General features: G+C 57.7%; 18 protein-coding genes, 1 tRNA gene and 1 pseudogene. 12 read left to right on the top strand and 8 right to left on the bottom strand.

Annotation, left to right across the window (positions count from 1 at the left end):
- Positions 1 to 9: 9 nt before the first annotated feature.
- Together JQ575_RS13335 and JQ575_RS13330 are read right to left on the bottom strand one after the other, a co-directional pair.
- Complete coding sequence (locus JQ575_RS13335; RefSeq protein WP_212033653.1) at positions 10 to 792, bottom strand: SDR family oxidoreductase; 783 nt, start codon at positions 790 to 792, stop codon at positions 10 to 12.
- A 122-nt stretch (positions 793 to 914) separates the two neighbouring features.
- Positions 915 to 1,427, bottom strand: coding sequence for a CvpA family protein (locus JQ575_RS13330; RefSeq protein ID WP_212033652.1), 513 nt, complete (start codon positions 1,425 to 1,427; stop codon positions 915 to 917).
- 333 nt (positions 1,428 to 1,760) lie between these two features.
- Between JQ575_RS13330 and JQ575_RS13325 the strand changes: the two genes are divergently transcribed.
- The 4 genes and pseudogenes from JQ575_RS13325 to JQ575_RS44580 form a co-directional block, all read left to right on the top strand.
- The gene (locus JQ575_RS13325) at positions 1,761 to 2,063 is read left to right on the top strand and encodes a hypothetical protein (protein WP_212033651.1); all 303 of its coding nucleotides are present in this window, start codon (positions 1,761 to 1,763) and stop codon (positions 2,061 to 2,063) included.
- 78 nt (positions 2,064 to 2,141) lie between these two features.
- The gene (locus JQ575_RS13320; RefSeq protein WP_212033650.1) at positions 2,142 to 2,813 is read left to right on the top strand and encodes a hypothetical protein; all 672 of its coding nucleotides are present in this window, start codon (positions 2,142 to 2,144) and stop codon (positions 2,811 to 2,813) included.
- Between the two features lie 126 nt (positions 2,814 to 2,939).
- The gene (locus JQ575_RS13315) at positions 2,940 to 3,473 is read left to right on the top strand and encodes a GNAT family N-acetyltransferase (protein WP_212033649.1); all 534 of its coding nucleotides are present in this window, start codon (positions 2,940 to 2,942) and stop codon (positions 3,471 to 3,473) included.
- 99 nt (positions 3,474 to 3,572) lie between these two features.
- Positions 3,573 to 3,962 (top strand): annotated as a pseudogene (locus JQ575_RS44580) (ACT domain-containing protein); the annotation flags it as partial.
- Between the two features lie 843 nt (positions 3,963 to 4,805).
- Here the strand turns inward: JQ575_RS44580 and JQ575_RS13305 are convergent.
- Positions 4,806 to 6,413, bottom strand: a complete 1,608-nt coding sequence (locus tag JQ575_RS13305; protein ID WP_212033647.1) for a GMC family oxidoreductase N-terminal domain-containing protein — start codon at positions 6,411 to 6,413, stop codon at positions 4,806 to 4,808.
- 302 nt (positions 6,414 to 6,715) lie between these two features.
- Between JQ575_RS13305 and JQ575_RS13300 the strand changes: the two genes are divergently transcribed.
- From JQ575_RS13300 to JQ575_RS13290, 3 genes are all read left to right on the top strand, one after another.
- Positions 6,716 to 6,792 (top strand) — tRNA-Met (locus tag JQ575_RS13300).
- 1,697 nt (positions 6,793 to 8,489) lie between these two features.
- On the top strand, positions 8,490 to 8,783 hold the full coding sequence (locus JQ575_RS13295; protein ID WP_212033646.1) for a hypothetical protein: 294 nt from the start codon (positions 8,490 to 8,492) through the stop codon (positions 8,781 to 8,783).
- 52 nt (positions 8,784 to 8,835) lie between these two features.
- On the top strand, positions 8,836 to 9,252 hold the full coding sequence (locus tag JQ575_RS13290) for a hypothetical protein (RefSeq protein ID WP_212033645.1): 417 nt from the start codon (positions 8,836 to 8,838) through the stop codon (positions 9,250 to 9,252).
- Positions 9,253 to 10,311: 1,059 nt separating this feature from the next.
- Here the strand turns inward: JQ575_RS13290 and JQ575_RS13285 are convergent.
- From JQ575_RS13285 to JQ575_RS13275, 3 genes are all read right to left on the bottom strand, one after another.
- Positions 10,312 to 11,637 (bottom strand): UDP-glucose/GDP-mannose dehydrogenase family protein, encoded by a 1,326-nt coding sequence (locus JQ575_RS13285; protein WP_212033644.1) that lies wholly within the window; start codon positions 11,635 to 11,637, stop codon positions 10,312 to 10,314.
- A 511-nt stretch (positions 11,638 to 12,148) separates the two neighbouring features.
- On the bottom strand, positions 12,149 to 12,805 hold the full coding sequence (locus JQ575_RS13280; protein ID WP_212033643.1) for a hypothetical protein: 657 nt from the start codon (positions 12,803 to 12,805) through the stop codon (positions 12,149 to 12,151).
- 35 nt (positions 12,806 to 12,840) lie between these two features.
- Complete coding sequence (locus JQ575_RS13275) at positions 12,841 to 13,581, bottom strand: metallophosphoesterase family protein (protein ID WP_212033642.1); 741 nt, start codon at positions 13,579 to 13,581, stop codon at positions 12,841 to 12,843.
- Positions 13,582 to 13,763: 182 nt separating this feature from the next.
- Here JQ575_RS13275 and JQ575_RS13270 point away from each other — a divergent pair, with 182 nt between their 5' ends.
- The gene (locus JQ575_RS13270; protein WP_212033641.1) at positions 13,764 to 14,375 is read left to right on the top strand and encodes a transglutaminase-like cysteine peptidase; all 612 of its coding nucleotides are present in this window, start codon (positions 13,764 to 13,766) and stop codon (positions 14,373 to 14,375) included.
- On the opposite strand, the gene JQ575_RS13265 is transcribed toward JQ575_RS13270, so the two are convergent.
- Both JQ575_RS13265 and JQ575_RS13260 read right to left on the bottom strand, forming a co-directional pair.
- A complete protein-coding gene (locus tag JQ575_RS13265) occupies positions 14,350 to 15,627 on the bottom strand; it encodes an O-antigen ligase (protein ID WP_212033640.1) in 1,278 nt (425 codons plus the stop codon). The genes JQ575_RS13270 and JQ575_RS13265 overlap by 26 nt on opposite strands.
- A 204-nt stretch (positions 15,628 to 15,831) precedes the next feature.
- Positions 15,832 to 16,146, bottom strand: coding sequence for a hypothetical protein (locus JQ575_RS13260; RefSeq protein WP_212033639.1), 315 nt, complete (start codon positions 16,144 to 16,146; stop codon positions 15,832 to 15,834).
- Positions 16,147 to 17,017: 871 nt separating this feature from the next.
- Here JQ575_RS13260 and JQ575_RS13255 point away from each other — a divergent pair.
- The 4 genes from JQ575_RS13255 (at position 17,018) to JQ575_RS13240 (ending at position 22,089) form a co-directional block, all read left to right on the top strand.
- Positions 17,018 to 18,577: an undecaprenyl-phosphate glucose phosphotransferase gene (locus tag JQ575_RS13255; RefSeq protein ID WP_212033638.1), complete on the top strand. Its 1,560-nt coding sequence runs from the start codon at positions 17,018 to 17,020 to the stop codon at positions 18,575 to 18,577.
- A 237-nt stretch (positions 18,578 to 18,814) separates the two neighbouring features.
- Positions 18,815 to 19,930: a polysaccharide biosynthesis/export family protein gene (locus tag JQ575_RS13250; protein ID WP_249166637.1), complete on the top strand. Its 1,116-nt coding sequence runs from the start codon at positions 18,815 to 18,817 to the stop codon at positions 19,928 to 19,930.
- Positions 19,931 to 19,938: 8 nt separating this feature from the next.
- A complete protein-coding gene (locus tag JQ575_RS13245) occupies positions 19,939 to 21,402 on the top strand; it encodes an O-antigen ligase (protein ID WP_212033637.1) in 1,464 nt (487 codons plus the stop codon).
- A 57-nt stretch (positions 21,403 to 21,459) separates the two neighbouring features.
- Positions 21,460 to 22,089 (top strand): hypothetical protein, encoded by a 630-nt coding sequence (locus JQ575_RS13240; protein ID WP_212033636.1) that lies wholly within the window; start codon positions 21,460 to 21,462, stop codon positions 22,087 to 22,089.
- The last annotated feature ends 44 nt before the right edge of the window (positions 22,090 to 22,133 follow it).

Here is a 22,133-nt window from a genome sequence, read left to right as displayed (position 1 = left end):
TGGGCGACACTAGAGCGTGCCCGGGAACGCACCGCCGTCGAGCAGGATGTTCTGCCCGGTGATGAAGCCGGCCTTGGCGCTGCACAGGAAGGCGCAGGCCTCGCCGAATTCCTCGGGGGTGCCGAACCGTCCGGCGGGATTGAGCTTGGCACGCTCTGCCAGCACCTGCTCGACGTCGATCTTGCGCTTCTCGGCTTCGCCCTTTGCGGTGCCGCGCAGTCGGTCGGTGTCGAAGGGACCCGGCAGCAGGCCGTTGATGGTGACGTTATTGATCACCGTCTTGCGCGAGATACCGGCGATGAAGCCGGTGAGGCCGGCGCGGGCGCCGTTGGAAAGGCCCAATATGTCGATCGGCGATTTCACCGCGGCGGATGTGATGTTGACGATGCGGCCGAACTTGCGCGCCATCATGCCATCCACGGTGGCCTTGATCAGTTCGATCGGGGTCAGCATGTTGGCGTCGACCGCCTTGATCCAGTCGTCGCGGGTCCAGTTGCGGAAATCGCCGGGCGGCGGGCCGCCGGCGTTGTTGATCAAAATGTCCGGATCGGGACAGGCTTTGAGCACGCCCTCGCGTCCCTGGGGCGTGGTGATGTCGCCGGCGACCTCGGTGACGGTGACGCCGGGATGCGCCTTGCGGATTTCATCGGCGGTCTTTTTCAGCGCCTCGGCGCCGCGCGCCGTCAAGGTGACGTGCACGCCTTCATTGGCCAGTTGCATCGCGCAGGCGCGTCCCAACCCCTTGCTGGAGGCACATACGATGGCGCGGCGGCCTTTGATTCCAAGATCCACTGTCTCACTCCCGTTATGTCAGGTGATTTTCTAGATTTCGATTGGAACAGTGTAGCCAATCGCGACGGCCATGATAAGTGGCTCGTCGCTGCGCGAAATGCATATCAGTCGATCATTGCCTGCTAAATTCGCTGCTCTCGCTTCAGCCGGTCGATGGCGGCGGTGACGTCCGGCGGCAGCGACTTGAAGCCCTTTTGCCCGGCCGCCGAAAGCAGCGGCCGCAATTGCGAGCCGGTCAGGAATGCCGGCTGGCGATCGCTTGGGACGAGCTGGTCGAAAACCAGCACCAGCGTGATCGCGACCAGGCCGACACGCACCGCGCCAAGCGCCGCGCCGCCGAGGCGATCGCCGATCCCGGCCGATCCGATGGTGTCATCGAGCGCCATGCGCCCCACCTTTCCCAGCACCATGCCGGCGATCAGGAAAATTCCAAAGAACAGCAGCGAATTCTGCATCAGGGACGAGTCGAGCTTGCCGCCGAGCTGCGGAGCCAGCAACGGGGTGGCCGCCACCGCGATCGGCATCGCAAGCAGATAGGCGAGGATCGTGACCGCGCTGCGCAACAGGCCGGAGTTGAAGCCGGTGACCACGGCAATCAACAGGGCGAGATAGACGACGGCATCGAAACTGTTCATGGATTGATATCGCCGCCTGTTCCTTAGCGCCCCCGTCAGGTCAATGAAACGGGTTCGCGATCACTAAAATCGTAGGTATCAATGGGCTCGCCTTATTCCGGGGTCGTCACGTCTGATCTATTCGACGTCCGTAAAGAAATCATTCTGATAACTGGCGTTAGCCAGGGGGTGCGAGTTCGCGCGGCTGTTGCCGGCGCATGGTGCTGACCGCGCTCTGATGGTTGGACAGGAAGGCGGCTCTGCTCGGGAGTACCTCCTAATGGTAGGCGTCCGATCTACCGTTTGCTCGCGACCATTGGCATGATGCGAGCCTATGCGCCGCGAGGTGGAGACATGACCAACGACCGCCCAGTGCAGCCACCGCCAAGCCCTCACATCCGTAAAATCGGTATCGTCGGAACCGCAATCCTCCTGCTCGGGCCTATGGCCGCTTCTACAGCTCTTGGAGCAGGAACGCGCATCTCTGAAGGCTTCGAACCATTCGAGAAATCAGCGAGTGAGCGCGTCGCTCAGGCCTTCGAAGACATCAGGGACATCGCATCCATCTCTGACGAGCTGAAGACTGCGCTGGCGTCGCTGAGCCGGAGCGTTCAGGGCGCGCAGAAGCCGCCGGTCAAGGCTGAAGGCAATGATTGACCTGATCTGACTTCAGAGCTTCTACGATGAGAGGCAGCAAGATTATCGCCTCTTGATATACTGGTCGCGGCTTCCGTGATGCGCCTGCAAAAACTCACTTTCGATGATTGGCTGGAACACTCATTTGGACGCGAAGTTCGCTTTCAGCAAGCGCCCTGGTACTTCGATCCGGACCATGATTGGTGGGATCCGCCACCTATGGAAGCCGTATCCTATCTCACTCGACTGTTTGAAGACCCCGAGCCGGCGTTACAGAGATTTGCTGACAGTCAAATTGCGCAGGGCTTGACCTACCTCGTGAATACGAGCGCAAGCGGCGATAACAGCTGGCTTTGTTCAACTGATGTGCCGGTCAAAAAACGTGTCCGCTGCGTCAAGTCTGTAGCTGCACTATTTACGAAACTGTTCGAACCGCGGTGCGCTTCCAATTTATCTCACCTAAGCGAAGCCGATGCCGGAACGCTTAACTGTGTTTGCTACATGTGGTGGGATGCGTTTCCGAGTTTGGCTCATGCTGATGATCCGGACCTGCCAACTCTCCACGATTGCGCGCTGCGTACCATGGAGCGCATCCTTGATCTCAATTCGATCGCCTGCCAGGAGAGCGCTCTACACGGGCTGGGACACTGGCAGCGAGACCACAGCGAGAAAGTGACCCAAATCATAGACCGCTTTTGCGAGGCGCATTCCAAGGCCGACCCCCGGCTTTTGGCCTATGCCCGATCGGCGCGCTGCGGATGCGTGCTGTGACGTTGAGGGGTGATTGTCGCGCCCTGAATGCGCGCCCGATGACAGGCTCCGCGACATCCGGGAATCTTTCTATCAGCCTCTCGCATGTCGCTTCCGCTCATGCGGGCTACCCGCTATGAATTTCAAATGGACAAGAAATTTACGGTAAGGCGAGCTTCTCCAGATGATGCCGGTGCGGTTGCCCGGATTCATGTCGAAGCCACCCGCGCCACCTACCGGGATATCTATACGGCTGAGTACCTCAACGGCCTCTCTGTCGAAGACCGTGCTTCCCGCTGGATTGAAAAGGACAGGGGCCATCTGGCCATTGGTGATCCGTTCGGCGTATTCGCAGCGTTTGACAATGGCGTCATGGTTGGTTTCGCGGATGTCGGACCAACCAATGAAAAGGGTGTCGCGGAGCCTTATGCGATCTACCTGGATCCTGATTATATAGGGAAGGGTGCAGGCAAGGCTCTCCTGGAGGCGTGCGCCGACTACGCGGCCAGCCATGGCTATAAGGCGATGACCGCAACCGTATTAAGCAGAAATTCCCTGGCCCGTGCATTTTACGAGCGCGCGGGAGCAGAGGCGGAAACACAGACCGAAAGATTGGTCGAAACGGGCGGCACCAGGGAACGGGTCATTTCGTATCGCTGGGGAAATTTGAGATTGCAGTGACAGCTGCGTAGGGCGGGTCCTCTTTAACCCACCGCTCCGTGCGAGATGGCGGGTTAAAGCGAACCCGCCCTGCGGGAGCTTCTTCAAAGGGAAACGACTGTGTCGGGTGAACGCAATCTTCCGAAGCTGCTCCAGAACATGAAGCCGGCAATGCACGACGGCGTCTTCGTGTTTTGCAGCATCCCGGCAGATGAGGAAATTCCCACCGCACCAAGGCCGGTGCACCTGTTCCGTGAACGGGAAGGAACCACCCTCGTGATGCGGCGTGAGGAGGCCGAAAGCGCAGGGTTGCCGTATCAATTCGCATCGCGACTGATCACGCTGACCGTGCATTCCTCGCTGGAAGCGGTGGGCTTTCTGGCCGCAATTACCGGCCGGCTCGCACAAGCCGGCATCAGCGTGAATGCCGTGTCGGCCTATTACCACGATCATCTGTTCGTGCCCGAGCACAGGGCCGATGAAGCGCTGCAGCTTCTGCAAGAGATGTCCTTGAGTACTCGTAGCGCAGCGCAATGCCGTTGTAGGATGGGTAGAGCGAAGCGAAACCCATCAATGCTTGCACGGGATGGGTTTCGCTTACCCATACTACGAGGTGCGTCAAATTGGCCCGACGGGCAAATCACTTCTGATTTACGGAAATGATGTCAAGCCCCGAAATGAAAAATATTTCTGTTTACCAGAACGGCAAATCAGGTGCATATCTTTGGCCATCCCGTCCTACTCAGAAGGGCGTCGGCCGTCGTCACGGACGTTGGGCGGGTTGCGGTGGACGCTGGTTCACGTCTGACGACGGCGTGGATTTAGCGTACGGCAAAACCGTGTGGTCCTGGCGCCCGTTGCTGGCGTCAAGCTGTCGGAGAAGCGCAAGCGGAAACGGCAGCGACGGAGTCAACCAAGAACTCGTCTCCGGGGAGATCACGGCATAAGCCGTAAAGCCATTGCGCAGGGAAGGCCGGGTGTTCTCCGCTGCCCTGTATGCTCGTGTGCACCTTTGTTTTGTGCAAACCGCACACGGGACCGCGGGTGCAGCGCGCACCCGGTCTTCCCTGCGCCCTCTATTTGAAGAGGGCAAGGAAATCTCTGGCAAAGCTCGGGCGCAATGCGTCGCGAGAAGGTGAAAGTGCGTTTGGATGACCGTGCAACAACAAACATCGCCGTCGTCCCGGCCTTGAGCCGGGACCCATAACCACAGGGAGAGGTTTGGCGGAAGGTGTCAGCTACCGAGCCTTTATCGACAGATCACGCGGTATGGGTCCCGGCGTGCGCCGGGACGACGGATAGTTTGGTTGGTCGCGGCGCACTGGACCCCTTGCGCATGACGACGACAGCCCATCACCCCGCCCGCATCTCGGCCTTGATCATGTCGGCCGCCTTCTCACCGATCATGATCGTCGGCGCATTGGTGTTGCCGCCGATCAGGGTCGGCATCACGGAAGCATCGACGATACGCAGGCCTTCCATGCCGTACACTTTCAGCTTGGGATCGACCACCGCCAAGGGATCGCCGACGCCCATCTTGGCGGTGCCGACCGGGTGATAGACGGTGTCGACGCGCTCCCGCAGCAGCTTGCGGATGTCGTCGTCGGTGCGCACATCAGCGGTGAACATGTCCTGTTTCTGCAGCGCGCGCAGCGCCGGCGTGTCCAGCAACCGTTTTGTGATTTTGTAACCGCCGACCATGGTTTCGAGGTCGTCGGGGTGGCCGAGGAAATTCGGATCGATCAACGGCGGCGCAAAAGGATCGGCGCTGCCGAGCGCGACATGGCCGCGGCTCTTCGGCCGCAGCTGGCAGACATGGAGCGAGAAGCCGGTGCCCTTGTGGCGCTTGCGGCCGTGATCGTCGGTCAGCGCCATGCCGAAATGCAATTGCACGTCGGGCACGTCCAGATCAGGCCGGGTTTTCAGGAAGCCGCCGCATTCAGCGAAATTCGATGTCATCGGCCCGCGGCGCTCGCGCCGGTACTGCCTGATACCCCGGAGCAGCCGCGGCAGGGCCTTCAGCGAAAGGCCGTTAAAATTCGGATTGTCGGACAGGTAGCCGAACACGAAGTCAGGATGGTCCTGCAGATTCTGTCCAACGCCGGGCAAATGATGCACGCTTGCGATGCCGTGCTTGCCGAGCGCGGTGCTGTCGCCGACGCCGGAGAGCATCAGCAGCTGCGGGGTCTGGAACGCGCCGGAGGCGACGATCACCTCGCGCCGGGCGCGGAGCTGTTTCAACTCCTTGCCCTGGCGGTATTCGACGCCGACCGCGCGCTTGCCCTCGAACAGGATGCGCGTGGCTTGCGCGGTGGTCTCGACGCGCAGATTGGCGCGGCTATTCATATGCGGATGGATGTAGGCGCGCGCCGCGCTCCAGCGTTCGCCGTTCTTCTGCGTCACCTGGTAGATGCCGAGGCCTTCATGGTCGTCGGCGTTGAAATCCTCGCGGATCCGGAATTGGCCTTCCTGCGCCGCCTGCAGGAAGATCTGCTGCACCGGATTTTCGGTGCGCAGTTTGTTGACGGCAAGCGGCCCGTCCTTGCCGTGATATTCGCCGTCGAAATCGGCGTTGTTTTCCGCGCGCTTGAAAAAAGGCAGCACATCGGAGAACGACCAGCCTGCATTGCCGAGCGAGGCCCATTGGTCGTAGTCGCTGCGGTGGCCGCGGATATAGACCATGGCGTTGATGGCGGACGAGCCGCCGAGCCCCTTGCCGCGCGGCTGATAGCCGATGCGGCCGTTGAGGCCGGCCTGCGGCACGGTGTTGAAGGCCCAATTGTTGATGGTGCCGGTCACCATCAGCGCCAGCGCGAACGGCGTGGTGACCACCCAATTGTCGTTCTTGCCGCCGGCATCCAGCAGCGCCACCGACGTCTGTGACTCCTCCGAAAGCCGTCCCGCCACCGTGCAGCCGCCGGAGCCGCCCCCCACCACCACGAAATCGAATGTGTCTGTCACGCGCCGCCCCCGATAATGATGTTTTTGTGGACTTTTGTTGCGTCAAAGTTCCGCTTTTGCGCCTTTGATGGCAAGGGCGGCCTCCCGAGGCCGTTTCGTGCCGTTTTTGGCGTCACAAAAACCTCAAAAACCGCACCATGGGCCTTTCCAAAGCAGGCTTGCGTTGATACATACCCCTCGCACCCAGGGGCATTGCCCGGGTTGCCTTCTCAGGAAGCCTCTGGACGGGATCGATCGACGCCCAAAAGCGTTGGCCGCGTTCGCTTCGGGTCCGATTTTCTGGAAGGCGCGCAACGGTTTAACGCGGGGTGGAGCAGCCCGGTAGCTCGTCAGGCTCATAACCTGAAGGTCATAGGTTCAAATCCTATCCCCGCAACCAAGTTAGCCCTTCCAGGTCATCGACCTGGAAGGGTTTTTCTTTGGGGGCGCCGATGAGGCGGCTGATCAACTTCGTGCCGGCGGCCCGTTGGCGTCGGACAGTCCGCGGAATTCTTGTCTTCCGAAACTACTCATCCTGTTGCCGCTGCTCCGGGGTGTACCTCAAACGGGTCATGGACCGTTCGATCAATATATTCGCCCCGGCTGGCGTGCCCGACATGCGCGCAGTGAGAGTCGCGTTCGATGCGTCATGCTTCGACTCAATTCTCAGCATCCAGAAATTTGATTCGTCATTCAAAAATAGCTCGTGAAATTTTCATTGCCGGGATCGGTCGCAACGTCAGCATCATACTTCGCGACGCGTCGCACGTTAACCGTGCTCGGTTAGGTTAAATGCAAGGGATGGTTGTTGGTTTGAGCAACTCCATATACAGCGGGTCGAGATCTCGACTCATAAGTTTTCAAAGAACGATCGCATCGTTCAATCGCGGCACAAAATTGTCGAGTTTGTCCGATAAATTTGTTCATCAGCAACTTCATCAGCCGAACGCTCAAATGCTCCACAGACCGGGAAAAGTTTTTCTTTTGACCAAAGTGAAGGAGCGAGGTTTTTCTAGCGCCTATCTGGGGCTGACGCTGTTGGCAATGGTGGGGTGGGTTTATCTATTGATCTCGATCTTCTGGAAATTTTTGCTTTGGTGCTTCTCGTGAAGCAAAGGATGTGTTCGACGGATTTGAGATTGATCATTTTGTTGGCATCGTCCTGCACAATAAATTCTTTGAATGATGGTTCTTTTGGCGCCTAGAATCATGATGTCGTCACAACTTGGGAATGAAGATGCGGTCGGGGATAGATGGACCGACTGCCATGACTGCTGTGCTGATCTTGTCGCTAATATTTTTCGCGGGCTTCCTTGCCGGATATGGAGCGCGTGCCTGGCGGTCGCGCCGGCGCCGCGCCCGCTACCTGAAATACGCGGCGTACGAACCCAGATCGCAGGGGCGCGCGCTTGGGCACGCCCGCCGAGCGTTCTAACCGTCGGCCAATAGTTCGTGCGCTCGATGAGAGGAAACGCTGTGGCTGAGGTCCTGCTGGCAAAAATTCTGGATGGCCGCCCTGCATCCTTTGTCCGTATGCAGGGCGACGGCTTCGTCGTAAGCGTGGATGGACGGGAGCGGATGATATCGCGCGCGCTCTGGCGGAGGCTTCCTGATCTGGAGGTTGAAGGCCGGGGACGAGGTCATCCGCCAGTTCCGCCTCCGCGGTCGTAGGCACGCCAATTGCTTTCTGAAGCTTGGTGAGGCCGGCTTGGTGCCGTGTAATGGGGGTTGGGTCTTGAACTACTTTCTAGTCGCCGTTTTGCTGGTCGCGTTGGTACTAATTTTGGGCAGGCTGCACAGTTATTATCTCGATGAGAATGAGAGAATAGCCAAGGGCTTGCGCGGCGCGGATGACTACTAACCGCGGCTGGTGGCGATCAGGTTAGGGTTAAGTCGACGCGCAGATTGCTTCGTGAAATGCGCGTGGTAAGTGACCGATGTTGGTTCTGGTTTCCAGCAATTGAACTGCAGGACGAGATATGGCATGGCTGTTGGTTTTGCTCTCATTTCTGGTTGGGGTGCCGGCCTTTTTCTGGGCATATGGCCGACGCCTCGACCGCCTTTCGGGTCCGTGGATCGCAAATCGGGTCTTGCGCAATGACTAGCCCCCGGGATCATTCACCGCGACGATATTTCGTTGATGGCAATGGTCATCGCGTTCTGATCGGCCTCACCGTCGAAGAGACCTTTGAGTTTGAAACACTCGACAATCAGCCGGCCGTCGACGATTTGGGCACGCCTGCGACCTTGTATGAAAACGGAGTTCCGACCACCGCGCGGGAAAAGCGGTGGTTCGAACTCTACAGCAAGCATGACAGCGCTTGGATGGAATGGAAGACGAAAATCCAGGCCGACCGCCATGAAGTTTCAGATTTTGTTAACCATCACTGAGCGACGTTATATTCTGTCCCCAGTGATATTGGTTTGAACCCGGAATAGATCCATGTTTCAGCTGTTTTTGCGGGCGCGGCTGCCCAGTTTTGCGAGGGCCCGTCTCGGCGTGGAAGAGTTCAAGGCACGTTCGCCCGAACGCGATGCCGAGGCGGATCGATTGCGCGTCGGATCAATCGTGGCAGCGATCGAAAGCGCGCTGCGGTCGGCCGAGAGTGAACAATCAGGCTTGAGCCGTCGGGTGGAAGACGTGTTGGCCCGCGCCTCGGTGACGATTGGAAACGGAACTGACGAATATCTCGATCGCGATGTGCGAGACGGCCATCACCAAGACCTTTTCGACGCTGAAATCATGAACGGGCAGCGCCGGCTCACAGAACTGACTTCCGAGATCGCTCACTTTAAGTTCGTGAAGGCGGCGGTGCTGACCAGGTTTCCGGACTACAAGACGCCGGCATCGAGCAACTGAGCCCCGCATCCATGCTGTCTGCGCTTCAAAATTCGTCATTCCATTCGATCAACAGATTATTGATCAGAATGTAGGAAACGAAGGTGAACGCCGCCGCGGCTAAAAAAGCGATCGAAACCAGTTGAATGGCGAACATCGGCGCGGCTCCGGCTACACCGGATAAGCCTACCTGATTGCCGCTTAACTGATGTTTAATCGCCCAACTAGCGAACAGCGCCGGAATCGTTGGCGCGCTTTACTCCCCCGAGATCCTTGCCGTCCCATGGTCTGTCGGAAGTCTCTCTCGCCACCCGGTCTGCCTCCCGCGCGCGATCCGCCTTGATCTGTTCTCGAATCGTAAGTTCAGGGGACGCTTTACAATCGTTGCATGGTTCGGACGCTGCGAGCGCAGCAATACTGCTCCCAGCGGAAATGGCGAGACTCAATAAAAGCGCTGAAATTTGCTTAACCATGAATTGTGCATAGCAGCATTTCGCCGACAAAGCGAGCAATTGATTCGGTACGCCCCGTTTCGGCATCCTATCCGCAAGAGTGCTGAAATCGGCTGCTGGTACGGGCCCTTAATCCTGCGATTCGCAAATGCCTCGAGTTATCGAATCCGCACGAAGTCCTCGGGCCTGCGCTCTCTATCAAGTGGGCCCTGATACCTAAAAAGTCCCTTGTTGGTCGATACGACGTCGCCTGGTCTCAGACTGTCGTCCTCGAGAGCCCGTCTTGATGCCGCTTCAGCCAATTCTTCGGGCGTGGGCGGTTGCGGTATCAAGGACCTGCGTTCGCGCCGAATCATCTCGGATCGCTCGCGGAAGTTCTTGATATGCGCGCGCCACTGCTCCCGGCTCATCTGCGAGATGTCGCCCTCGGGGCTTTCCTGTGCCGGACAGCTCGTTGAGAGCAGTGTTAGCATGATGAATGCTAGGGTGAAGGTAAGCGGCTGCGTCATGCCGCCATCTTATCCCCTCGGTTTGAAGGGATTCAACGGCAAGGCGCCTTCGTTCTAGGATTGTGTCAAGGCATCATCGGGTCGCATTCAACCAGATAGAGCCTGGCGAAGCAGCCGAATTAGACGCCGGTGGCGTTTTGCGAAGCCCGTCCAACGCTTTCATATCGGAAGCCGTGCGCGGCCACTTCCTCCGGCCGATAAATGTTGCGCAAATCAACGATGACCGGACAGGCCATCTCGCGTTTCAGGCGCGGGAGATCCAGCGCCCGGAACTGTTCCCATTCTGTCACGATCACGATCGCATCCGCGCCTTCTGCGCAGCTGTAGGGCCCATCGCAATAGGTGACGTCGGATAGTTCGGAGCGTGCCTGCTTCATGCCTTCCGGGTCGTAGGCCTTGATGGTCGCGCCAAGATCCTGAAGGGCCGTGATCAAGGGGATCGAGGGCGATTCGCGCATATCATCGGTGTTAGGCTTGAAGGTCAGGCCGAGGATGCCGATGGTCTTGCCGCGCAGATTCCCGCCGAATACGGCCGCAACCTTGCGGGCCATGGCACGTTTGCGGTTGTCGTTGACGGCCTGCACGGCTTCAACGATCCGGATCGGCGCTTCGAAATCCTGCGCGGTTTTGATCAATGCGCGGGTATCTTTGGGAAAGCACGATCCGCCAAAGCCGGGTCCGGCGTGGAGGAATTTTGAACCGATACGATTGTCCAGACCGATACCGCGCGCAACTTCCTGCACGTTAGCGCCAACCTTTTCCGAAAGGTCGGCGATCTCATTGATGAAAGTGATTTTTGTCGCGAGAAAGGCATTGGCTGCATACTTGATGAGTTCGGCAGTACGCCTGCTCGTGAACATGACCGGCGCCTGATTGAGGTAGAGCGGCCGGTAGATTTCAGAAATAACCTTGCGGGCACGTTCATCGTCCGTGCCGGCCACAATGCGATCAGGATGTTTGAAGTCGCGGATCGCGGCGCCCTCCCGCAAGAATTCGGGATTGGAGGCGACCGCAACATCAGCCGAAGCATCCGTTTCCCGAATAAGCCTTTCCACCTCGTCGCCGGTGCCAACCGGGACCGTCGATTTCGTGATGACGACGGTGAAGCCCTTGAGAGAGCCGGCGATTTCGCGTGCGGCAGCGTACACGTAATTCAAGTCGGCATGACCGTCACCGCGCCTCGAGGGGGTTCCGACAGCAATGAAAATGGCGTCCGAATTGGATACGGGTTCGGCGAGTTCAGTGGAGAACGTCAATCTTCCCGCTCGGGCGTTGGTTTCCACCAAGCGATCGAGATCCGGCTCGAAGATCGGGATCTCCCCGCGCTGAAGGGCGGCGATTTTCTCCGTACTCTTGTCAACGCAGGTGACTTGGTGTCCAAAATCCGCAAAGCAGGCTCCGGAGACTAGGCCGACGTAACCTGTCCCCACCATCGTTATTCGCATATCTCGCCTTGGGGATAGTTCACCTCAGCACCAAGGTGCACGTAGGAGCCGTTCAATACTGAAAAACGCGCTCCGGATCCCGCGGATTTACGTAACGGACGTAGGTGCGGTTGGCGCCATAGGCATAATGGGGCTCGTCTCTCGTCCGGGGATCAAAGCCGGAAGGGTAGTACTGGACAAGCGAGCGATGCCGGACACGTACCACTTCCGGGCAACCGCATCGCGGGCCACAATAGGGGTTTGGTCCACGATCGATATGCAGGACAGGGCTCGCATGGCTCACCCGTCGAGGAGAGACTGCGTAGTCCGCGGCAAGCGCAGGCATTGCCGAAATCATCACGCCCGAGGCAATAGCAATAAGGCCGAGAAACGGTCGCAACATGGCTGTAGGTCCCCTGATTTCCAATTATATTAGACGTTCGAGGCAGCGCGGGCAACAGTGTCGGAAGGACCCCCTGCGCGCCGTTCATGACGGTCAAGAACCGACCCGCGGTCGTGTGTCAAATCGAATTTAGCCGCGCAGCATAGCGACAAACGATGGGTCGATCGAGCGAACGGCTTCTTCCAAGAATGCCTTGCCGCGGCTTGACGCGCGCCGGTAGGCCGAGGTTACTGCGGTCCTCAACTCCGCCTGACGGGTTAGCATGAGGCGAACATCGCCGCGCGCGAGCTCCTTGATGTCCGGATCGGCGAGGGCGTGGAAGAGCGTCGCCGTGTCGAGCCGGACCGGCATTAATTGGGCTTCGTTAGGCGCAAGAAAGTAGGACATCTTCAAAGCTTCGGAGAACGTCGAATCCCGAGGATCGCGCTGCGCCTGTAGAAGTGCCAGAGCCAGCCACAATTCCGAACTGTAGGGCGCTATCGACAGCACTTTTCTCACCCTTTCCCGCGTGAGATCGTTCAGTCGCTCGTTCGCGGGTCCTACCTTACCTGCTTGAATAGCTTGAAATGCGGCGATCAAGGCATGATTGCTCTCGATGTCGGATCGGAAAGGCGACACGACTTGCAACCATCTAGGCACCTCGCTCGCCGTAGGAGCAATAATTTTGGCAGGATCAGACGGGAACACTGGTCGATCCAAGGCTTCCCATTCTGCCAATGTGGAGGTCAGAGCGTGGAGTCCGACCGTCAGTGCCAACGTCACTAAAATGATTCGGAAGGTGGTCAAGGAGTGCATCGAAGCCTCAGGCGTCCGCGGTAACGTCACAGGGCGAGTAAGCTATCCCCTTGGATAGTCAACAGTGTGAGATTGCCAGTGGCATAAGCACCGGTATCGATATTGATGCGATTTAGGCGAATGTCCGGTTCGCGGACGGGAGTATGCCCGTGAACGATATACTTTCCAAATTGCTCTTCGCTGGACAGAAACTCTTCCCGGATCCAAAGCAGATCCTGCTCCTGCTGGTTTTTCAATGCTACCCCCGGTTTGACGCCGGCGTGAACGAAGAAAAAGTCTCCACACACGAACCACAGCCGCAGACTGTTAAAGAATTTTCGCTGGTCTGCGGGGATGGCCATGGCGAGCTGCTTTATGAGTTCTGTTTGCTCGGCTGGATCGGGATTGAGCGACGGGCGCAATCCGTAGGAAGTCAAAGTCTGGAGGCCGCCATATTGTTTCCAATCCCGAAGCTGGGTCGGATTTCTTAAGACGTCGAACAGAAACGACTCATGGTTTCCCTTCAGGAAAACCGATTCGTACTTTTGGCTCCGTTCGACGAGCAGATCCACCGTTCGGCAGGAGTCTGGGCCTCGATCAATATAGTCGCCGAGGAAAACATGAATGGCTCGCCTGGAGCCAATCGTCATGAGGTCTCTATCTATGACGGTGAACATTTGCTGCAGCAAATCGGCGCAGCCATGAATATCGCTGATGGCGTAGATGCGTATCCCGTCCGGGAGCCTCGGCTTGCGAATTTCGCCTGTCGATCGCGACAATCTCAGCATCTGCCTGTCTTTAGCATTCGCGGTACGGGTCGCACGGTGCGCAACTCTTTTCCGACAACAGCATAGTAAATGATTTCATCAGGATATTAGAAGTCTTTGATTCTATTTGGGGGACCAAACGGCGCAGAATTTCAAATCGTTGCGTCTAGCTTCCTCCCCACAGAGATGTGGGGAGTCAAGACATGTTCAAGAATCTAACTTTCGCTGCGGTGGCAGTCGCGGGGATATTCGTGGGGTTTGAGTCCGCCAGTGCGGCAATGGTGGGAATGCCGATGGGCCTCAAATCGGCTCTCCAGTACATCAGATTCGAAACGCCAACGCTCCCGCCAATGGCATACAGCCAGTTTTGCGTGCGTTACCAGGATGAATGCCGTTCACGGCCGATGTTTCGTGGCGGGCCGGTTCGGTTGACGGCAGAGCGATGGGCTGCCCTCAAAGAGGTCAATCGAAACGTTAACCAAGATATCATTCCGGAGCGCAACGAACGAGGCCTTGCCGGCGAAACCTGGCTGATCGGCCCGGATCGCGGAGATTGCAACGATTACGCCGTTACAAAACGTCATGAGCTGATGGAGCGGGGCTGGCCGGCACGCGCACTCCTGTTGAGTGAGGTGGTAACCAACTCGGGAGAGCACCATCTCGTGCTCGTTGTGCGCACCAAGACCGGAGATTTAGTCCTGGATAATTTGACCCCCCAGATTAAACCTTGGTCCCGTGCTCCCTACCGCTGGGTTCGAATTCAGTCGCCGAACAGCACGAAGCTCTGGGCTACGATCGGTGGCCGGAGTGTGTAATCTGGTCATCCGACCATGGCGTTCGGCCCACACTTTGCGAAACCCCCAGTCCGATCAGGATCGCGACGATAATCTGAACCGTCGGATTCAGAAGGCTTGAATCGCAAAAGGCTTCACCGAGGATCACAAGCACGCCTGCGGCTGCAGCCGAAGGAAAGAAGGAATCCCGGCCTCGCCTTACGGCGCCCAGAAGAAGCGCAACAATAAGCAGGATAGTTAGTCCTGCCAGCACGACCAGCGCTGGCTGTCCCCATTCGGTGGCAACCGCAACGGCGGTAGACGGTGGTTCAGGAACCAGAGCGCTACCGAAGTCCCGATAGATTTGCGTCAGCGACTTGAATGTTCCTACGCCGTTGCCCAGCCACGGCAAATCGGAACCAGCGCGCTTCGCCATTGCGAGGGACTCCGCAGTAGCTGACGTTGCAAATCTCGCGATCCCCGCGGAGGGTCCGTACTCAAAACGCGGTACGATAAGAGTAGCCGCGACGCCTGAAAAAGCTGCAAACAGAAGCACCGAAATCCACGCTCCGAGTTCGATGCGGCGAGCTACGGCAACGAAGATTATCGCAGAAAATCCGACCGCCGTTGCTGCGAAGACGTTGCCCGGCGCGAAGACCTTCATCGCCGACAGACAGACCGCAAGCCCGATCAAGCCGAGGGCAAGCCCGAATAGCAGCGACGCACGATACGAAGCTTCTGAATTGCGCCGAGTCAGGTGCCGCTCAATTGCCATGATGACGACAGCGAAGTTTATAAGCGTGCCAAGTGCAGCAATTGCGATAAAATTTACAGAGGAAGCCGGCATCATGCCGGCGAACGATTCTAGCCGACTAAGCAACATTTCGAGCGACATAAATGTCGTCACCGTGGCCAAAACTAAAAAGATCGTTTCCGCGTTTCGCCGATCCCTTCCAACGATGACCATCGCAACGGTCAGCGACAAAATCGTCAAGTAAAGGAAAAGACTGCGAAACGTTGCTCCTGGGTCGAGGCTGATGCGAACCGGCATCGACGGCTCGTTCAGCGCGCTGGAGGCTGTCGACCAGATTGGATTTGCCAGTGACGAGAATGGAAGCGGGATGATTTGCAGGATCATCCAAAATATCGGGAATAGAATCGCCAATGAAAATTGTGCCAGCAATCGCATTGCCGGCTTGATCTCGCTCTGCGGCGCCATTGCCGCCACGGCCAATATGACGGCCGCCGCGAGAGAAACAGCATGCCCCGCGACTACGTCATTGGCAATCGCCAAGACGGGTGTCGCAGCGAGCAGCAGGATGAGGAGGCGGGGGGCAAACGACAAGTCTGAAAACTTTGGGCAATGAGAGGCAGCGACCTGACCAAAAATTTCGGTTCAGCCGCTGCGTACTATCGCACATGGCCAGCGCAACGCCAAACCATCTCTGGCAAACCGACCGGGTCGACCGAAACGTAATCGGGCGGACCATTCCATGAGTTAGCGAGATTGATCGGAGGAGTTCTGCTTGTAGAGCATCGCAACTGACGCATCGCGGGAGGATCGATGCGCCAATGGAGACCGCGATGAAGCAAGTATGTTTCGCACGAGCAGGCCGAAAGCGTAGCCCGATTGCGGCGCCATCCCGATGAGGAAGCCAAATCCGAGCGCCCTCAAAAAGCCTGAACCCAGCCAAAGCTCAAAAATCGCCGTCGTGACGATCACCAAGAGCGTTGCTGGCACCAGAATCCAGACGCGAAAACCCCACGACAGGACCGCGCCGGTAAGGAACAAGAGGATGGCAACCGGAACCATGTTAATCTCCGAAAAGCCACCATTTCACCGGGATTCCTAAAAAACCGTGAAGCCGCTCGCCTGTTAGCGACTATTTAGCCGCGCAATTTGCAGTGAGGGACCGCAGCGCGGAGGACAGCCCGGCGATCGGAACTATTCCTCGGATCGGATTGGAATTCGTCGCGATTTCTATCGAGAGTTCAGATGCGTTTTGCCAGGCTCCGGTCGCCAGGCTAGCGGCGGCTTGGGGGAGCAACAGGGCCCCTCCACCTGGAGCGACAGCCGCGTCGAATTCGTGTCGGCTTGCTCCGGCGGTGAGGGTCACTCGAGGCTGACTGGCGCGGGGGAAGGAGGAAAGTAGGATCAGAACGACCTGCATGCCGCCCGGAGCGCATCTCAGGCTCAATCCCGCGAGGTTGACATCCGATCTTGCGGTATCGACGGTCCGCATCGCCGAAACAGTCTCGCTGGTGCTGCCGGGATCCGTGGTCTTCACCAACCTCCATTCGCCGTCGAGAACAGCAACCTTGCTTGAAGACTTCAATTGATTCGATACGGCCTCGTCACATCGTTGACGCTCCTCAGCGGTCGTACCGGGAATGCAGCCTTGTATTGCGTGCCCGGCAGAGTGCGGCGGGAGTGAGTCATGCGGCGTCTGCGCCAACACCAAAGGAACGACGCTCAGTTGCACGATCATCGCGGAACTTAAGACTAACCAATATTTAACTCGCAAGGTCGATCCTCTCGGTTGACTTGCTGCCTGATATTTTGGCAAGCAACGTTTCATTAAAACTTGTCATTAAAAGTTTATGTGCTGCATCGCGCAATTTTGTTGCAATGCGGCAGATATTAATTAAGTTTCCAGTTACTCGTACGTATTTTGGAGGCGATCTTGATCCCTCGGAGTTCACACTCAGTCTCGCCCGGTTCACCAGAGCAGGCCGCGCTCGGCCGGCCTGTTTTGGATCACGCCGGTACCGGAACTCAAACGTCAGTTCAGGTGGAAGCAGCGGACCGGTCCCAGCGGTTTCCCGGTTCTGGACCAAAGGTCAAGATTCCCTATTCCGCGCTCCTGTACTCGATGGCTTGCTTCGACGCGGTTTTGATAATCGCTGCAAGCGTGTTGGGTGGCGGTCTTTACCAAGTCATCGCAAATGGGGAGTTCCGGAACGCCGAGCAATTGTTGGGTGCTGGATTTATAGCAGCCGTGCTTTACGTCCTGGTCGGTCAATCAAGCGGGTTCTACGAACTTGATGCCACAATTGCGAAGCGAAAGCGGGATGTTGGTCGCATCGTTGCGCAGTGGACTTTTGTCAGCCTGTTGCTGACGCTTCTGGCATTCTTGATGAAGAGCGGCGCTGTGTTCTCGCGCGGTTCGATCGTGTGTTTCGCCTCGCTGGCTCTCCTGCTGTTGTTGGTCGGCCGCCGATTTTCGAAACGACTGGTCGCGAATGTGGTGGCGGACGGTCAGGTGCAGGGCAGGCGCGCGATTGTCTTGGGCACGCGTGATGAACTCGCCGCGCTTGGCCGGGAAGATCTGCTTGAGCGGTTTGGCTTGACCGAAGTCGAGCGAATCGTCTTTTCCAACGACAAGAACAGCGGGTTCGCCATGAATGCGGACGAGTCTTCCTCGCTGGAGCGAGCCCTAAACGCGGGCCGTGATCGAGGCGTCGACGAGATCGTGCTGGCGTTCCCATGGAGCGATACGCGCAAGCTCGAGCTGGTCCGTGATCACCTGCGAGTTTCGCCGCTTTCCGTCCAGCTTCTTCCGGACCGGCGGATTCGTTCATTGGCGGAGAATCCGTCATTTCGACTTCGCAAATCGCTCTCGATTGAAATTCAGCGTGGACCGTTGTCGCGGGCGGAGCAAGCGGCGAAACGAGCCTTCGATATTGTCGGCGCTTCGGTGGGCCTGATCGTCCTCGCGCCGCTGATGCTGTTGACCGCGATCGCCATCAAGATCGATTCGCCTGGTCCGGTGTTTTTCCGTCAACGGCGCAATGGATTTAACGCCAAGCAGTTTTCGATATTCAAGTTCAGAACCATGAGTGTGATGGAGGACGGTGCAGCGGTTGTACAGGCCAAGCGCCTTGACCCGCGGGTGACGAAAGTCGGGGGGGTGCTGCGTCGTTCGAGCATCGACGAAGTGCCGCAACTATTGAACGTTCTGTTCGGCGATATGTCGCTGGTTGGCCCCCGGCCACACGCGCTTGTCCATGATGATCACTACGGGGATTTACTGTCGGAATATGCCTTCCGGCATCATGTTAAACCCGGGATCACCGGCTGGGCCCAAGTCAAAGGTTTCAGAGGGGAGACTGCGCGGGTGGAACAGATGAAGGGAAGGATCGATTGTGACCTTTGGTATATCAACAACTGGAACCCGGCGCTCGATCTGAAGATTTTGGCGCTGACTTGCCTGGAACTTACGCGGCAGCGTAACGCATATTGACTATCAAATGGCTCAAATGAGCATGTTTGTTGCCCCGTATAAGCCGTCACTCATGGGCTGTGACCACAAAGCAACAGGCACCCGTTATTGTCCTCTTGGTTTTTGAATCGCGTTGACTCGATTGGGTTTTTGACGCCATCGTCAGCCCGCAATCGTTGGGGTACTTGTGTGTGTAGGGGCTTTTTACTGCCGGTTTTGTTATCGACAATCCTGCTTAGTTCGGCGGGATGTGCGATCATGCCGATGTCCGGGCCGGAAGATCACGTTATCAAGAGCGAGATAACAAGGTCGGGTCCGGAATTTGGTTTGGTGAAGCTCAATCCTACCATAACCAATATCCTGGCCGAATATGGCCCCGGAGCGCTCGCTGCGTCGTTTCCGGACAACAGGGTGCCGCCGAAGATCAAGTTTGGCATCGGCGACGTGATCGCCGTCACGATCTTCGAGGCGGCTGCCGGCGGTTTGTTTATTCCGGCAGAAGCCGGCGTTCGCCCTGGTAATTTTGTCGCGCTTCCAAATCAAAACGTGGATACGGACGGCAAGATTACCGTTCCCTATGCCGGCGCGATCCAGGCCGCGGGCCGTACCCCGGCCGAGGTCCAGCAGGAAATCGTCAAGGCGATCGGAAACCGCGCGATCGAACCGCAGGTGGTCGTATCGCTTGCAACCCAGAACACCTCGCTCATCACGGTGCTGGGTGAGGTTAATACTCCGACCCGGCTGCAAGCGCTCTCCGCAGGCGAGCATGTTTTGGACTCAATTACTCGGGCAGGCGGTCCTAAAGGGCAGGGATACGAGACATGGGTAACGCTGGAGCGCGGCGGCAAGCGCGCTACGGTACCGTTCGGTGCCCTGGTCTATCAGCCGGCCAACAACGTCTGGGTTCACCCCGGCGACACGATCTACGTTTACCGCGAGCCGCAGGTCTTCCTGGCGTTTGGTGCGTCCGGACAGCAGGGACAATTCACGTTTGATATGTGGAAGATCACGATGGCGCAGGCGATGGCCAAGGCCGGGGGGCTTTTGGATTCCCAGGCCGAGCCTTCTGGCGTCTACGTTTACCGCCGCGAACCGCGAGAACTGGCCGAGCGGCTTGGCGTCGACTGCTCCAAGTTTGTGGGGCCGACCGTACCTGTCATCTACAACGCAGATTTCCGCGATCCTGCCGGCTATTTCCTCGCCAACCAGTTTCAGATGCGGGACAAGGACGTGCTTTTTGCTGCGAATGCCGCAACCGTCGATAGCGCGAAGTTCATGCAATATGTGCGCGTGATCATTGCCACCGCAAACGATACGACAGTCGCGGCGAACAATGTCCAGATATTGAGAATAAACTCGCGAATTGCAAACTAGCGGCTTAGATGAACGCGATTCGGGTTCGAATTGCCTCGTGCCTCTTGTGTGTTGTTGTGGCTTTGGCTCCATTGCCATTTGGCTCTGTTGATGAGCTAACGATTGCCTTCTGGGTAGGGCTGCTTGGCGTGGCCGCGGTACTTGCGATTCCATCCAAGTTTACCCGCCCGCAATGGATATTCCTTCTTCTTGCAACGATCGTGGCGCTTGCGTGGGGACTGGTTCTTCACGAACAAACCAGCGTCTATCCGTGGTTTGCCAAGGGGCTCTCCGATCCGATCTGGCCCCAGGCGTCGGAACTTCTGGGCGTTCCGCTGCCGCAGTACGTTACCGTTGTTCGCAATCAGCCGCTCTTTGCCGCCGGTGCCCAGATGGCGGCTTTCCTGTCCTTGCTCAGCGGGTTTCTCCTAGGAGACAACCGCGCCTATGCGAAGGCCGTTCTGCGCGTGTTTGCCTGGTCTGGGGCGATCTACGCGATCTACGCGATCTCCAGCTTCATCTGGGATCCAACCGTGCTGCTTTGGCGGGAGAAACTTGCTTACCGGACGGTCCTGACCGGAACTTTCATTAACCGCAACACGGCGGCGCTATATTTTGGGATCTGCGGCATCGTTTGGCTGCTGCTGTTCTTCAAGGACATTTTCGGACCCTCGCTGCGGGCCTCGGCCCACACCCATCTTTCCTCACTGCTGCTCCACGACATGCCGCGTCGCGCGGTGCTTAGCCTTGTATTGTTCGTTGTGCTGATGTCGGCGGTCTTCATGACGGGGTCGCGGGCCGGATCGCTCTTGTTCATCCTGGCTGCGGCCGGGGTCTGTGTTTTCGCGTTGCGGAAAAAGAACAGCGGCGGCAAGACCTTGCTGACGTTGATTGCGGCGCTGGGCTTGGGGGGTGTAATCGTGCTGGAGACCGTGGGTAGCGGCGTCAACGCTCGGATCGGTTTCGAAGGGTTAACCGACGCAGCCAGGCTCTCGGTCTATCGTGCGGTCTTGCGAATGATCGCTGACCATCCCTGGCTTGGGACTGGACTCGGAACCTTTGCCTGGATCTTTCCCGGTTACCGGCCAGGCGACATTTCCGCCTTCGGGGTTTGGGACAGAGCGCACAGTACGCCATTGGAAATCGCCGCCGAACAAGGGCTTCCTTTCGCGATGCTCGTATGTTGTGCCTTCGTCACGATCATTTGCGCGCTGATTGTCGGCGTCCGAACTCGGCATCTCGGCAAAATCTACCCGGCAGCGGGCCTCCTTGCCGCACTACTTGCCACGGCTCACTCAATGATCGATTTCTCGTGGCAAATTCCTGGATTCGCAATTGTGGTTTTTTCTCTTGTCGGCATCGGACTAGCCCAATGCTTTGCCATGAGTGAGGTCAGGCTACTCAGACCGCTTTTGTCGGAAAATCACGAAGAAAATCACGAAAAAGAGAGTTCACACGAATTAACCCTTCTGCAGAAAAAGGTTTCTATTTAATTGATTTATCAGTAAAATTCGAAGAATGAGCAACATTTTTTTGTCCAGGAGACGTTGATGATTTTGCGATGCGCATCTACTTTAACTTTGGGATTGGTGCTTTTGTGCGGGAGCGGCCTTTCGGCTTCTGCGGCGTGTTACGCGCCTGATCAGCAATTGCCGGCCCAGGCTGTCACTGATTTCCTGGGTAGTTCAAATCAGCTTCTCCAGGAGCCGAAGAATGCCCAAGGCGGCGCCGAGATGATCTCTTATGTACGGGATCTGGTTGCATCCAATCCGGCAACGTTGCCCCAGATCATCGCGCTGATTGCAAACGCCAACCCGGCTCAGCAGACCGCGATCGGTACCGGCCTAGGGCAGGCCGCGGCCTTGTGCCTTCGGCCGGATCCGGCATTCGCCGCCGATATTCAGACACAGTTAGCTAGTTCTACTTCGGATAACGCCAAGAACGCCTACGCTGCCGTTACGGGTAACCAACCGATCCGCAGTGTGGCTGGCGGCGGCGGCGTGTCAGGCGGGTCGTCCGGAGGTTCAACCGGCTTTGTCGTGGGATCAACCGGTACGGGCACGGGATTCACGCCATTCACTTCCAGCGGCACGTCGAATATTTCGACGAATTTCTTTACGGGGGGAGGCACGTCATCAGCCTCAAGCATCGGGACGGCGACGACGAGCGTGAGCCCGTAAAGAGCTTTCTTCAACGGGCCTACCTGGCACTATAGAGAACCAGC

The sequence above is a fragment of the Bradyrhizobium sp. JYMT SZCCT0428 genome, assembly GCF_018131075.1.
In the GTDB taxonomy this organism is placed as follows: Bacteria; Pseudomonadota; Alphaproteobacteria; order Rhizobiales; family Xanthobacteraceae; genus Bradyrhizobium.
Note: the sequence above shows the minus strand (reverse complement) of the source record. Positions and strands in the feature narration are given on the sequence as shown.

What these genes read in the sequence shown, in the direction of transcription:
- JQ575_RS13315 (WP_212033649.1), top strand. Translation starts at nt 2,940, where the DNA reads ATGGACAAGAAATTTACGGTAAGGCGAGCTTCTCCAGATGATGCCGGT.
- JQ575_RS13295 (WP_212033646.1), top strand. Translation starts at nt 8,490, where the DNA reads ATGACTAGCCCCCGGGATCATTCACCGCGACGATATTTCGTTGATGGC.
- JQ575_RS13325 (WP_212033651.1), top strand. Translation starts at nt 1,761, where the DNA reads ATGACCAACGACCGCCCAGTGCAGCCACCGCCAAGCCCTCACATCCGT.
- JQ575_RS13285 (WP_212033644.1), bottom strand. Translation starts at nt 11,637, where the DNA reads ATGCGAATAACGATGGTGGGGACAGGTTACGTCGGCCTAGTCTCCGGA.
- JQ575_RS13275 (WP_212033642.1), bottom strand. Translation starts at nt 13,581, where the DNA reads ATGCTGAGATTGTCGCGATCGACAGGCGAAATTCGCAAGCCGAGGCTC.
- JQ575_RS13290 (WP_212033645.1), top strand. Translation starts at nt 8,836, where the DNA reads ATGTTTCAGCTGTTTTTGCGGGCGCGGCTGCCCAGTTTTGCGAGGGCC.
- JQ575_RS13330 (WP_212033652.1), bottom strand. Translation starts at nt 1,427, where the DNA reads ATGAACAGTTTCGATGCCGTCGTCTATCTCGCCCTGTTGATTGCCGTG.
- JQ575_RS13320 (WP_212033650.1), top strand. Translation starts at nt 2,142, where the DNA reads ATGCGCCTGCAAAAACTCACTTTCGATGATTGGCTGGAACACTCATTT.
- JQ575_RS13260 (WP_212033639.1), bottom strand. Translation starts at nt 16,146, where the DNA reads ATGGTTCCGGTTGCCATCCTCTTGTTCCTTACCGGCGCGGTCCTGTCG.
- JQ575_RS13245 (WP_212033637.1), top strand. Translation starts at nt 19,939, where the DNA reads ATGAACGCGATTCGGGTTCGAATTGCCTCGTGCCTCTTGTGTGTTGTT.
- JQ575_RS13250 (WP_249166637.1), top strand. Translation starts at nt 18,815, where the DNA reads ATGCCGATGTCCGGGCCGGAAGATCACGTTATCAAGAGCGAGATAACA.
- JQ575_RS13240 (WP_212033636.1), top strand. Translation starts at nt 21,460, where the DNA reads ATGATTTTGCGATGCGCATCTACTTTAACTTTGGGATTGGTGCTTTTG.
- JQ575_RS13270 (WP_212033641.1), top strand. Translation starts at nt 13,764, where the DNA reads ATGTTCAAGAATCTAACTTTCGCTGCGGTGGCAGTCGCGGGGATATTC.